This window comes from Streptomyces aquilus, from assembly GCF_003955715.1.
In the GTDB taxonomy this organism is placed as follows: Bacteria; Actinomycetota; Actinomycetes; order Streptomycetales; family Streptomycetaceae; genus Streptomyces; species Streptomyces aquilus.
Genome location: NZ_CP034463.1, coordinates 985,797 through 998,764 on the forward strand (window position 1 = coordinate 985,797; position 12,968 = coordinate 998,764).

At 74.3% G+C, this 12,968-nt stretch carries 10 protein-coding genes; 7 read left to right on the forward strand and 3 right to left on the reverse strand.

All coding sequences use genetic code 11. From position 1 onward, the window contains the following. Positions 1–19 precede the first annotated feature (19 nt). On the forward strand, positions 20–1,732 hold the full coding sequence (locus EJC51_RS04700) for a SulP family inorganic anion transporter (protein ID WP_126269836.1): 1,713 nt from the start codon (positions 20–22) through the stop codon (positions 1,730–1,732). A 7-nt stretch (positions 1,733–1,739) separates the two neighbouring features. Here EJC51_RS04700 and EJC51_RS04705 read toward each other — a convergent pair whose 3' ends face one another. After that, a complete protein-coding gene (locus tag EJC51_RS04705) occupies positions 1,740–2,663 on the reverse strand; it encodes a carbamate kinase (protein WP_126269837.1) in 924 nt (307 codons plus the stop codon). A 244-nt stretch (positions 2,664–2,907) separates the two neighbouring features. On the opposite strand from EJC51_RS04705, the gene EJC51_RS04710 reads away from it, so the two are divergent. The 3 genes from EJC51_RS04710 (at position 2,908) to EJC51_RS04720 (ending at position 4,889) form a co-directional block, all read left to right on the forward strand. Continuing rightward, entirely contained in the window at positions 2,908–3,372 is a 465-nt protein-coding gene (locus tag EJC51_RS04710) for a cyclic nucleotide-binding domain-containing protein (protein ID WP_126269838.1), read from the forward strand. Positions 3,373–3,409: 37 nt separating this feature from the next. Further along, positions 3,410–4,072: a CBS domain-containing protein gene (locus tag EJC51_RS04715; RefSeq protein WP_126269839.1), complete on the forward strand. Its 663-nt coding sequence runs from the start codon at positions 3,410–3,412 to the stop codon at positions 4,070–4,072. 112 nt (positions 4,073–4,184) lie between these two features. Continuing rightward, a complete protein-coding gene (locus tag EJC51_RS04720; protein ID WP_126269840.1) occupies positions 4,185–4,889 on the forward strand; it encodes a response regulator in 705 nt (234 codons plus the stop codon). Positions 4,890–4,901: 12 nt separating this feature from the next. Here EJC51_RS04720 and EJC51_RS04725 read toward each other — a convergent pair whose 3' ends face one another. Beyond that, positions 4,902–7,562, reverse strand: coding sequence for a cation-translocating P-type ATPase (locus tag EJC51_RS04725; protein ID WP_126269841.1), 2,661 nt, complete (start codon positions 7,560–7,562; stop codon positions 4,902–4,904). Continuing rightward, entirely contained in the window at positions 7,559–8,446 is an 888-nt protein-coding gene (locus EJC51_RS04730; RefSeq protein WP_126269842.1) for a universal stress protein, read from the reverse strand. Before EJC51_RS04730 ends, EJC51_RS04725 begins: the two co-directional genes overlap by 4 nt. 271 nt (positions 8,447–8,717) lie before the next feature. Here EJC51_RS04730 and EJC51_RS04735 point away from each other — a divergent pair, with 271 nt between their 5' ends. From EJC51_RS04735 to EJC51_RS04745, 3 genes are read left to right on the forward strand one after another with little or no spacing between them, the layout of a single operon-like run. Next, positions 8,718–9,602, forward strand: a complete 885-nt coding sequence (locus EJC51_RS04735; RefSeq protein ID WP_126269843.1) for a universal stress protein — start codon at positions 8,718–8,720, stop codon at positions 9,600–9,602. Positions 9,603–9,629: 27 nt separating this feature from the next. After that, positions 9,630–11,963 (forward strand): heavy metal translocating P-type ATPase, encoded by a 2,334-nt coding sequence (locus EJC51_RS04740; RefSeq protein ID WP_208870687.1) that lies wholly within the window; start codon positions 9,630–9,632, stop codon positions 11,961–11,963. A 31-nt stretch (positions 11,964–11,994) separates the two neighbouring features. Further along, positions 11,995–12,963, forward strand: a complete 969-nt coding sequence (locus tag EJC51_RS04745) for an ABC transporter ATP-binding protein (protein WP_126269844.1) — start codon at positions 11,995–11,997, stop codon at positions 12,961–12,963. Positions 12,964–12,968 lie beyond the last annotated feature (5 nt).

Sequence of the window (12,968 nt, forward strand, 5' to 3'; positions counted from 1 at the left end):
AGCCGGCGAAGGGAACCGCATGTCACACGGCTCGGGCGGACGCGCCCCGCGATGGCGCCGTCTCACGCCCGGACTGGCCGCGCTCGCGGGCTATCGCCGGGCCTGGTGGCGCGGAGACCTGCTGGCCGGGGTCACCGTGGCGGCCTATCTCGTGCCCCAGGTGATGGCGTACGCGGGCGTGGCCGGGCTGCCGCCGGTGGCCGGGCTGTGGGCGATCCTGCCCGCCCTCGGCCTGTACGCGGTGCTGGGGTCGTCACGCCTGCTGTCGGTGGGCCCGGAGTCGACGACCGCGCTGATGACGGCGACCGTGGTGGCACCCCTCGCGGGCGCGGACCCGGACCGTTACGCCACGCTGGCCGCGACGCTCGCGGTGACGGTCGGCCTGCTGTGTCTGGCGGCCCGGCTGCTGCGCCTGGGTTTCGTCGCCGATCTGCTGTCCCGCCCGGTCCTCATCGGGTACTTGGCGGGCGTGGCCCTGATCATGATCGTGGACCAGCTGCCGAAGCTGACGGGCGTCGACACCTCGGGCGAGGGCTTCTTCCCCCAACTCTGGTCCTTCTTCAGCCACTTGAAGCAGCTCGACCCGGCCACCACGATCTTCTCCGCCGTCGCGCTCGCGTTCCTGTTCACGGTGGCACGCCTGTTCCGCACGGTCCCCGGTCCGCTGCTCGCGGTGGTCCTCGGCACCGCGACCGTGGCCGTGTTCGACCTCGACCACACCCACGGCCTGAAGGTGATCGGCGAGGTCCCCTCGGGCCTGCCCTCCGTCGCGGCTCCCGACCTCACCGAGCTGCCACGGCTGGTGCTGCCCGCCCTGGGTGTCCTGCTGGTCGCCTACACGGACTTCATCCTCACCGCCCGCGCCTTCGACCCCCGCGACGACAGTGGGCCGGGGCTCGACGCCGACCAGGAGTTCCTCGCGCTGGGCGCGGTCAACCTGGGCTCCGGCTTTCTGCGGGGCTTCCCGGTCAGCAGCAGCGCCAGCCGTACCGCGCTCGCCTCCTCTGCGGGCGCCCGCAGCCCGGCGTACTCCCTGGTGGCCGGCGTAGCGGTGCTCGCCGTGCTGCTGTTCCTCAGCCCGCTGCTGGCCCGCACCCCGTCGGCGGTGCTCGGCGCGCTCGTCGCCTACGCCGCGGTCCGCATGACGGACCTGGCCGGCTTCGCCCGCCTCGCCTCCTTCCGCCGCCGCGAACTGCTGCTGGCGCTCGGCTGCCTGGCCGGTGTGCTCACGCTGGACCTGCTGTACGGCGTGCTGGTCGCCGTCGGTCTGTCGGTCGCCGAGCTGCTCAGCCGGGTGGCCCGGCCGCACGACGCGGTGGAGGGGCTGGTGCCCGGCGTGGCCGGCATGCACGACGTGGACGACTACCCCTCGGCCCGCACCATCCCCGGGCTGCTCATCTACCGCTACGACTCCCCGCTGTTCTTCGCCAACGCCCAGGACTTCCACCGCCGCGCCCTGGCAGCCGTCGACGAACAGGCCGAGCCGGTCCGCTGGTTCGTCCTCAACACGGAGGCGAACGTCGAGGTCGACATCACCGCCCTCGACGCGGTCGACGACCTGCGGCGCGAACTCACCCGCCGCGGCGTCGTGTTCGCCCTGGCCCGGGTGAAGCAGGATCTGCTGGACGACCTGGAGGCGTACGGGCTCGTCGAGTCGGTGGGCCGACAGCTGATCTTCCCGACGCTGCCGACGGCGGTGGCGGCGTACCGGGCCTGGTCGGCCGCGCGCTGAAGCCCGGTCAGGCGCCCGGCAGATCGGGCCGCACCAGCGTCCCCGAGCGACCGTGCACGATCTCGTACGCCGCGTCCAGCGCCCCGATCGCGGCCAGTTGACCGGTGTGCTCCACGAACCGGGCGGCGGCCTCCGCCTTCGGCCCCATGGTGGCGGGGTCGTAGGCGGCGGCACGGAGTTCGGCGGGGGTGACGTCGAGCACCGGCCGCCGGTCGGGGGTGCCGTGTCCGGCGTAGACGTTGGGGACGTCGGTGAGGACGAGCAGGAAGTCGGCCTTCACGTCCTCGGCGAGCCGGGCGGCGGCGAGGTCCTTGTCGACGACCGCCTCCACGCCGCGCAGCGCTCCGGTGGCCCCGTCGGAGACGACGGGTACGCCGCCACCGCCCGCGCACACCACCACACTGCCCGTCTCCAGCAGCACCCGGACCGAGTCGCACTCCAGAACTCGCTCGGGCTGCGGTGCCGGGACCATCCGGCGTCGGCCGCCCCGCGTCCTGGCCATGACCCAGCCGTGCTCGGCCGCCAGGAAGTCGGCGATCTTGTCCGGGTAGGCCGGTCCGACGGGTTCCGTGGGCCGCTCGAAGGCCGGGTCGTCGCCTCGCACCTGAGTGTGGGTGAGCAGGGCGACGACCCGGCGCCCGGGCAGCGCGTCGCGCAGGCCGCGCACCAGGAGGGTGCCGATCAGGCCTTGGGTCTGGGCGCCGAGCAGGTCCAGCGGGTAGGGCGCGGCGAGCGACCGGTTCGCCACGCTCTCGTGGGCCAGTAGCCCCAGCTGGGGGGTGTTGCCGTGGGTGATGACGAGGTCGTGTTCATGGGCGAGGGCCGCGACGGCGGTGGCGACGCGGACGACGTTCGCCCGCTGGACGTCCGCGTCCGGCCGGTCGCCGCGGCGGAGCAGGGCGTTGCCGCCGAGGGCGACGACGATGCGCATGGCTGGACTCCTCGATCCGGGGCCGCTGGAGCTGGTCCCCATCGAACGACGTCCCGTACCCCGTACGCAGGGTGCTGAAGGGCATCGACGCACCGCCGGCCGGCCCTGGGGCGGGGCCGGGTGGCCCATGGCCGGGGCGTGTCCGGACGTCCACGCTGGTGGTGGTAGCTCCGTATGCCGTCCCGGACGCCCGTGGCTCCCCGTCCCCGGGTCCGTGCGGCACGCGACCCTCTGGAGGCACGCCATGAACGCACCCGCAACGACGAGCATGCCGCGGGCGCTGCCTGCCGCACACCGCGAGCGCCTGATGCGGATCGGCCGTGAGGTCTCCTTCCCCGAGGGCGTCCGGCTCTTCGAGGAGGGCTCTCACGCCGACCGTTTCTGGATCGTCCGCACCGGAACGGTCGACCTGGACATCCGGGTGCCGGGCCGGCGGGCCGCGGTCATCGAGTCCCTGGGACACAACGAACTCGTCGGCTGGTCCTGGCTGTTCCCGCCGTACGTCTGGCACCTGGGCGCCGGCACATCGTCGCCGCTGCGGGCGTACGAGTTCGACGCGGCCGCCGTGCGCCGGATGTGCGAGGACGACCCCGAGTTCGGCCGGACGATCGCCCGGTGGGTCGCCGAGGTCGTCGCCCATCGCCTGCAGGCGGCCCGTACCCGGCTGCTCGACCTGTACGCCCCCTATGGCAGCGGCGGACTGCGCTGACCCGAGTCCCGTACCGATCTCGTACCAAGGAGTCACCGTGCCCGGAACACCGCACATCGTCAGTGACGTCATGACGCGCGACGTGGCCTGCGTGGATCGCGGCGCCGCCTTCAAGGACATCGTGCGGACCATGCAGGACCGCAAGGTCAGCGCGCTGCCCGTGGTGGACGGCCGCGGCCGGATCGTCGGGGTGGTCTCCGAGGCCGATCTGCTGCCGAAGGAGGAGTTCCGCGACAGCGACCCCGACCGGTACACCCAGTTGCGCCGGCTGGCCGACCTGGCGAAGGCCGGTTCGGTCACGGCCGGCGAGCTGATGACCTCCCCCGCCCTGACCGTCACGCCCGACGTGACGCTCGCCCAGGCGGCACGGACGATGGCGCGGGCCAGGGTCAAGCGGCTGCCGGTCGTCGACGCCGAGGGCCGGCCGACCGGGATCGTCAGCCGGGCCGATCTGCTCAAGGTGTTCCTGCGCGGCGACGAGGACATCGCGGAGGAGGTGCGGCGGGAGGTCGTCGCCTATCTGTTCCCGACCCAGGCGGACGCGGTGCGCGTCGAGGTCCGCGACGGTGTCGTGCGGCTGGGCGGCCGGGTCCGTGACACGTCCCTGGTCCCGGTGGCGGCGCGGTTGGTCCGCGCGGTGGAGGGGGTCGTGGACATCGAGTTCCGGCTCGACCACGGTGAGCAAGCGGATCTTCACTGATCCTGCGCGCGACTGGGGCCGGTCGGCCCTGGTGCAGTCGGCCCCGACGGGTGACGATCGTTGGCACGGGACACCCCGCAGTCCGTCACTCACCGGGAAACCAGGGGTCGACATGACCGAGGTACGCACCTTTTCGGCACAGGACCCGATCCGTGTCTTCCTCCTCGATGACCACGAGGTCGTCCGGCGCGGCGTGGCGGACATGCTGGACGCCGAGCCGGACATCTCCGTCGTCGGCGACGCCGCGAACGCCGAACACGCCCTGGTCCGCGCCCCGGCCGTACGGCCGCACGTGGCCGTTCTCGACGTACGCCTGCCGGACGGCGACGGCATCACCGTCTGCCGCGAGCTGCGCAGCCGGATGCCGGAGCTCGCGGTGCTGATGCTGACGTCGTTCGACGACGAAGAAGCCCTGCTCGACGCGATCATGGCCGGCGCGTCCGGCTACGTCCTCAAGCAGATCAAAGGCTCGGACCTGGTGTCCGCCGTGCGCACCGTCGCCACCGGGCAGTCGATGCTCGATCCCGCGACCACGGCCCGCCTGATGCGTTCGCTGCGCACCGAGCCCGTCGAGGCCCCGGCGGAGCCGCCCGAGCTGGCGGGACTGTCCCCACGCGAGCGGGAGATCCTCGCGTTGATCGGCGACGGACTGACCAACCGGGAGATCGGCAAGCGGCTGTACCTGTCGGAGAAGACCGTCAAGAACCACATCTCCCGGCTGCTGGCCAAGCTCGGTGTCCAGCGGCGGGTGCAGGCGGCGGTCCTCGCCACCCATCTGGAGCATCCGGAGGCGGCGGAGGACCACCCGGCCCGCTGACCGACCGCTCTCTCAGCCACGCCCCGCCAGCCGCCGCGCCACCCGTGCCGCCAGCTCCACCGGCAGCACCGTCGCCGCCGTCGCCAGGCACAGCGCCCACTGCCCCGCGTCCAGCGGGACCGTGCCGAACACCGAGCGCGCCCACGCCGCGTGGACGGCGACGACCTGCACGGCGAGCATGCCGGCCAGGCACAGCCACAAGGTGCGGTTGCGCAGCTGGTGGCGGCCCAGCAGGGGGCCGTCGTCCGCGCGGGCGCACAGCGAGTTGAAGAGCTGGAACAGCACGAACGTGGTGAAGGCCATGGTCAGCGCGGTGTCCGTGCCGACCCGGTCGCGGGCCAGGGCGAGCAGCCCCACCGTGCCGAGGGCCATGACGGCACCGGCCCGGGTGATGGCCGTGAGGCGACGGACGTCCAGGATGCGCTCCCCCGGGTCGCGCGGCGGATGCCGCATCACGTCGTCGCGGGCCGGGTCGACGGCCAGGGCCATCGCGGGCGGCCCGTCCATGATGATGTTGATCCACAGCAGCTGGGCCGCGGTCAGCGGGGCGGGCAGGCCCGCCAGCGAGGCGCCGAGCAGGGTCAGGATGGCGCCGATGTTGGTGGCGAGCTGGAAGCGGACGAACTTGACGATGTTGTCGTAGATGGCCCGCCCCTCACGGACGGCCCGCACGATGGTGGAGAAGTCGTCGTCGGTGAGGACCACGTCGGCGGCCTCCTTGGCCACGTCCGTGCCCGCGCGCCCCATCGCCACGCCGATGTGGGCGGCCCGCAGCGCGGCGGCGTCGTTGACGCCGTCGCCGGTCATGGCGACGATGTGCCCGCGGCTCGACAGGGCCCGCACGATCACGACCTTGTGCTCCGGGGCGACCCGGGCGAAGACGCCGATGCCGTCGATGCGCGCGGCGAGCTCCTCCTCCGTCATACGGTCCAGCTCGGCGCCGGTGACGACCTCCCCGGTGATGTCCAGTTCGCGGGCGATCGCGGCCGCGGTGTCGGCGTGGTCGCCGGTGACCATCTTCACGGCGACGCCCGCCGAGCGGCACAGCGCCATCGCGTCCCGGGCCTGGGGGCGCGGCGGGTCGGCGATCCCGGCGACCGACACCAGGGTCAGCGGCGGCAGTGCCGTCGCGTCCGGCGGGCCGTCGGTGAGCGCGGTGGCCGCGCCGAGCACGCGCAGGCCCGAGCCGCCGAGCTCGGTGGTGACGGCCAGGACCCTGGCCCGCTGACCGGCGTCCAGCGGGCGCACGCCGTCCTCGGTGAGGATCTCGGTGCAGCGTTCCAGCAGGACGTCCACGGCACCCTTGACCTGGACGCGGGTGCGGCCCTCGGGGCCGGTGTGGAAGGTGGCCATGAACTTCGTGGCCGCGTCGAAGGGCAGCTCACCGGTGCGCGGCAGCTCGGCCCGCAGTCCGTCCGCGTCCATGCCCGCCTTCGCGGCGAGGACGACGAGCGCGGCCTCCGTGGGGTCGCCGACGTAGCCGTCGCCGGTGAGGCGGGCGTCGTTGCACAGGGCGAACGGCAGGATCGCGTCGAGGAGCCGGCCGGCGCGGCCCTCGGCACCACGGACGGTGCCCTGGGTGCCGTACCCCTCGCCGGTCACCTCGTGGAGCCGACCGGCCGTCCACAGGGCCCGTACGGTCATCTCGTTGAGTGTCAGTGTGCCGGTCTTGTCGCTGCACACGACCGTCGCCGAGCCGAGCGACTCCACGGACGCCAGGCGTTTGACGATGGCCCCGCGGCGGGCCATCCGGTGCACGCCGAGGGCGAGGGTGAGCGCCAGCACGGCGGGCAGGCCCTCGGGGATCGCGGCGACGGCCAGGGCCACGGCCCGCAGCGCGAGGTCGGCGAGCGACTCGCCCTCGACGAGGGCGACGAGCACGTAGAGAGCGACGGCGATGCCGCTGAGCAGCGCCAAGCGGCGCCCCAGGCTGTCCAGTTGGATCTGAAGGGGACTCGCCGGTTCGGGCCCGGTGCGCAACGCCTCCGCGATCGCGCCGAGTTGGGTGCGCATGCCAGTGGCCGTGACGACCATCTCGGCGCGACCCCGGGTGACGGCCGTGTTCATGAACAGCATGCCGGTGCGCTCCGCGAGGGGCACCGGGCCGGTCGCGGCGGTGCTCTTGGCGACCGGCTGGGACTCGCCGGTCAGGGCCGCCTCGGCGACCTCGACGGACTCGGCGACGGTCAGCCGTCCGTCGGCCGGCACCCGGTCGCCCGCCTCCAGCAGCACCACGTCACCGGGGACGAGGGTGTCCGCCTCGACGATCCGTTCCGCGCCGTCGCGGCGGACCCGGGCGGTCGGCACGAGCATCCGGCGCAGCGCCTCCAGGCTGCGCTCGGCGCGCCGTTCCTGGAGGTAGCCGAGGACGGCGTTGATCTGCAGGACGACGGTGATGACGAGGGCGTCCTTGATGTCCCCGATGGCCCCGGCGACGACGGCGGCGATGAGCAGGATGCCGATGAGCCAGTTGCGGAACTGGTCGAGGAACTTCAGCCATTCGGGCCGCCGGGCGGGTTCGGCCAGCCGGTTCGGCCCGAAGACGGCGGCGCGTTCGGTGACCTCGCGCGCGCTCAGACCCGTCGCCGGTTCCACCCGCAGGCGGGCGGCCGCTTCCGCGACGTCCAGTTGGTGGACCTCGGGGAGGGCCGGGACGGTCGAGGGGGCGCTCACGGCCGCTCCTCCGCCGACCGCACGACGGCGACCGGGCAGTCGGCGTGGTGGAGCAGGGCCTGACTGACCGAGCCGAGGAGCAGCCCGGCGAATCCGCCGTGGCCCCGCGCACCGAGCACCAGGAGCCCGGCCTCCGTGGTCGCCTCGATGAGGCTGTGCCGGACGCGGCCGCGCACCAGCCTGGGACGGACGCCGACGTCGGGGTACTTCTCCCGCAGTCCGCCCAGCGCTTCGGAGAGCACCCGCTGCTCCTCGTCGCGCAGCCGGTCCTCGTCGTACGTCACGAAGGGCGGGTCGCCGGGACCGTCGTAGGCGCGTTCGGTGTGCGTGTTCCAGACGTGCACGGCGACGATGTCGACGCCGTGCAGGGAGGCCTGCGCGAAGGCGAACTCGACGGCGCCGCGGGACGCGGGGGACCCGTCGACGGCGAGGAGCACCGGGCCGGCCGGGTCGGGCCGGCCGCGCACCACCAGCACGGGGCAGGCGGCGTGCGCGGCGAGGTGCCCCGCGGTGGAGCCGAGGAGCAGGCTGCCGAAACGGCTCCGGCCCCGGCTGCCGACGACGGCCAGCGACGCCGTGCGGGACTCGCTCTCCAGGACCATCACCGGTTCGCCGACGACGACTTCGCGCCGCACGTCGATCCCGGGCGCGGCTTTGCGGGCCCGGCGCTCGGCCTCGGTGAGCGTGCCGTCGACCAGTTCGTGCAGGCCGGGGGCGGCCGGGGTCCAGGGTGCCACGGCGGGAGGCACGTGCGCCGAGGGCCAGCCGAAGGCATGCACCAGCCGGAGCCCCACGCCGCGCAGCGCGGCCTCGCGTGCCGCGACCGCCACGGCCGTCAGGCCGGACGGTGAACCGTCCACGCCGACCACGACAGGACTGTTCATCGTGCTCCCCTCCTCCGTGCTCTGCGTACTCTCCGGCGCGGGCAGCACCGCACGGCCGGGCGCCCGGCGCGTGACCGCCGGGCGGTCCTCGCCGCGTGTCCGACTTCCAGGCTGGTCCTCCGGCCCACGCCGGGCACAGGGCCGTCCGGGCCACCGGAGCGCCCCATCCGGCCCTCGCCCGCCCGGCGCCGCGCCCGGACGCTGAAAGGAGGGAGAGCACGCGCGCGGCAGCGTCGGCACGGGGCGCCGCGCCGACAACCGGAGGTGCGTCATGACCGGACCTGTCGTCGTAGGGCTGGACGGATCGCCCGCGAGCGTGACCGCCGCGTGGTGGGCCGCCCGCGAGGCCGCGGACCGGCGCCTCCCGCTGCTGCTGCTCCACTCCTGGACCACCCAGCCGCTGAACGTGCCCGTCCCGCAGGAGGCGCTGAGCAAGCAGCGCTACGGCGGTCAGGTGCTGCAGCGCATGGAGGCGGAGCTGCTGCATCGCCACCCGGACCTCACCGTCACCACGGAGCTGGTGTCCGAGCCGGCGGCCCAGGCCCTGCTGGACCTCGGACAGACGGCGTCCCTGATGGTGCTGGGCTCCCGCGGCCACGGCTCGGTGGCCGGTTTCCTGCTCGGCTCGATCAGCCTGCACGTGCTGGGACTCGCCCGGTGCCCCACCGTGGTCGTCCGCACCGGTGATCCCACCGTCCCCGAGGGATGGCAGCCGCCCGCGGAGATCCGGGGCGACATCGTCGTCGGCATGCAGCACAACGGACCGACCATCGCTCCACTGCTGGAGTTCGCCCTCACCGCCGCCCAGCTCCACGGGACCCGCGTACTCGCGGTTCGGGCACTGCCGGTGTCCTCCCTGGTGACGCATCCGCACGCGCTGACCGAACCGGGCGACGAGGCCTGGCAGGCGGAGGAACACGGCCGGCTCGCCGCCGAACTCGCACCGTGGCGGGAGAAGTTCCCGGACGTGGAGCTCGTGCCGCGGGTCACCCGGGGCGCCGCGGCCCAGGTGCTGCTGTCCGCCTCCGCCCACAGCCGGTTGACCGTGGTGGGACGTCGTCGGCACCCGTCCCACCTGGCGTGGAAGCTCGGGCCCGTCGCCCACGCGGCTCTGCACCACATGCCGTGCCCGGTCGCCGTAGTGCCGCACGACTGACCTCCGATGGACCCGGGGAGAGCCGTCATGGACCGCACCTCTTGGCGCGACCGGCCGCTCCGGCTGCGAGCGGCCCTGTCCGGTGTGCCGACCGTCGAGGCGATGCTGTTCGCCGACACGGCCGTGGCGCTTGCGGCCGGCGGGATCTTCCGGCTGGCGGGTGCCGCCCGACTCGCCGACCTGTGCTGGGCGCTGGGCACGGTGGTCGCCGTCGTGCCGGCGGTGGGCTGGGTGCTGGCGTCGCTGCGACGCCGACAGACCGGCGTGGACCTGATCGCGGTGCTGGCCCTGGGCGGCACCCTGGCCGTGGGCGAGTACCTGGCCGGTGCCCTGATCGCGCTGATGCTGGCCACCGGCCGCACCCTGGAGGCCGCGGCGCGGCAGCGGGCCTCGCGCGATCTGCGCGCCCTGCTGGAGCACGCGCCGCGCACCGCCCGGCGCCGCACCGGCACGGATGTGCGAATGGTGGCACTCGACGAGGTCGTCGTCGGTGATCTGCTGGTCGTCGGTCCCGGCGAGGTCGTCCCCGTGGACGGACGCGTGGTCGGCGCCGCGGCCGAGCTCGACGAGTCGATGCTCACCGGCGAGCCCCTCGCGGTGCACCGGCCGCCGGGCGAGCCGGTGCGCAGCGGTGTCGTGAACGCGGGCGGCGCCTTCGAACTGCGCGCCACGGCGACCGCGCAGGACAGCACCTACGCCGAGATCGTCCGGCTGGCCCGGCACGCCGGGGCGGAGTCGGCACCCGTGGTGCGGCTGGCCGACCGGTACGCGGCCTGGTTCCTGCCGCTGGCCCTGGCGGTGGCCGCGCTGGCGTGGCTGGTGAGCGGTTCCGCGGTGCGGGCGGTGGCGGTCCTGGTGGTCGCCACGCCGTGTCCGCTGCTGCTGGCCGCGCCGGTGGCCGTCGTCTCCGGGCTGTCGCGGGCCTCACGGCTCGGCGTGGTCGTCCGCGACGGCGGCGCGCTGGAGAACCTCGGACGCGCCCGCACCCTGCTGCTCGACAAGACCGGCACCCTCACCGTGGGCCGTCCGCGGGTGCTCGACGTGGTGGCGGCGCCCGGCTGGCAGCCGTCCCAGGTGCTGCGGCTCGCGGCCTCACTCGACCAGTACTCGCCGCACGTCCTCGCCCGGGCCGTCGTGAACGCCGCCCGCGAACGCGGGCTGCGGCTGTCGGTGCCGGCCGACGTGTCGGAGGAGCCGGGCCGCGGCGCCGTCGGCACGGTTGCGGGCCGGCGGATGGCCGTGGGCCGGCTGGACGGCCGCGCCGACAAGCCCGGTTGGGCGCGCGCGGCCGACAACCGGGCCCTCCTCGACGGGGCGACCGTCGTCTGGCTCACCGTCGACTCCCGCCCGGTCGGTGCCGTGCTGCTGCGCGACCCGCTCCGCCCCGACGCGCCGCGCACCCTGCGCCGGCTGCGGGCGGCGGGCATCGGGCGACTGGTGATGCTCACCGGTGACCGTGCCGAGCCCGCCCGCGAGGTCGGTGCCGTTCTCGGGCTCGACGACGTGCGGGCCGGGCTGTCCCCGGCCGGCAAGGTCGACGTGGTGCGTACCGAACGCCGCCGCGCGGTCACCGTGATGGTCGGCGACGGCGCCAACGACGCCCCCGCCCTGGCCGCCGCGGACATCGGCGTGGCCATGGGGGCGTTCGGCTCCACCGCGTCCTCCGAGGCCGCGGACATCGTGCTGACCACCGACCGGGTGGACCGGCTGGCCGACGCGGTCGCCATCGCCGTACGGTCGCGGCGCATCGCCGTGCAGAGCGCGCTCGGCGGGATGCTGCTGTCGCTCGCTGCGATGGCGGCGGCCGCGGCCGGGCTGCTGACACCGGCCGTCGGGGCGCTGCTCCAGGAGGGCATCGACGCCGCGGTGATCCTCAACGCGCTGCGCGCCCTGGGCGACGACAGATCGGCCAGGCCGGCGCTCACCCCGTCCGCGGAGACGCTGATCCATCGCTTCGCCGCCGAACACGACGACCTCCAGGACGTGCTGGAGGCCGTACGCGCCGCCGCCGACCGTCTTTCCGACGGCCCGGGCCCGCAGTCCCTGGCCGCGGTGGCCGAGGTGCACCGGCTGCTCACCGAGCGGCTGCTGCCGCACGAGCACGCCGAGGAGCACCAGCTCTATCCGGCGCTCGCGCCGACGCTCGGCGGCCTGGAGGCCACGGCCCCGATGAGCCGTGCCCATGCCGAGATCGACCGCCTCGCCCACCGCATCGCCACGCATCTGGCCCTGGCGGAACCCGACGGCCGCCTGACGCCGGAGCAGCTGGACGACCTGCGGGCCTGTCTGTACGGGCTGCACACCGTCCTGCGGCTGCACTTCACGCAGGAGGAGGAGAACTACTTCTCCCTCGCCCCCTGACCCATCCCGCTCTGTCCCCCGAGGTGATGCCATGAACGCCCCCGTGGGCAACCCGGACGCCGTGCTCGACTGCGCGCACCTGGTGCGGCGGTTCGGCGAGCGCACCGCCGTCGACGACGTGAGCCTGCGCATCGCGCCCGGCGAGACGTACGGCCTGCTCGGACCCAACGGCGCGGGGAAGACGACGACGATCAGGATGGCCTGCGGGCTGCTGCGCCCCGACGCCGGGACGGTGCGCGTCGCGGGCCTGGCGGTGACCACGGCCGCCGGACCGGCCAAGAAGCTCATCGGCTTCGTCCCGCAGGACGTGGCCCTCTACCCGGACCTCAGCGTCCGGGAGAACCTCCGATTCTTCGGACGTCTGTACCGGCTCTCCCGCCGCGCCCTGGAGCGTCGCGTCGACGAGGTCCTCGACCTCATCGAACTCCGCGACCGCGCGGGCGACCGGGTGGACTCGCTGTCCGGCGGCATGCGCCGACGCCTCAACATCGGTGCCGGCCTTGTGCATTCACCGACGCTGCTGGTGCTGGACGAGCCGACCGTCGGCGTCGACCCGCAGAGCCGGCACGCGATCCTGGAGAGCGTCACGCGGTTCGGCGAGGAGGGCATGGCCGTCCTCTACACCACGCACTACATGGAGGAGGCCGAGCGGCTCTGCGACCGGGTCGGCATCATCGACCGCGGCCGGCTCGTCGCCGAGGGCAGTCCCCGGGCACTGGTGGCGCTGGTCGCCGAACGCGACCGGGTCCGGCTGTCCGCCGCCGGCAACCTCGCCGCGTACGCGGCGGCCTGCGGCCGGCTGGGCCGCGTCGAGGGCGCTGCCCGCACCGGCGACCACGGCGAGGTGGTGGAACTGGTCGTCAAGGACGCGCGCAGCCTGTTGCCCGACCTCCTCGACCTCGCCCACGCGCAGCACGTCGACATCCGCAGCGTGGAGATCGACGAACCCGACCTGGAGGCGGTCTTCCTCCATCTGACCGGCACCGCGCTGAGGGAGTGAGGAGC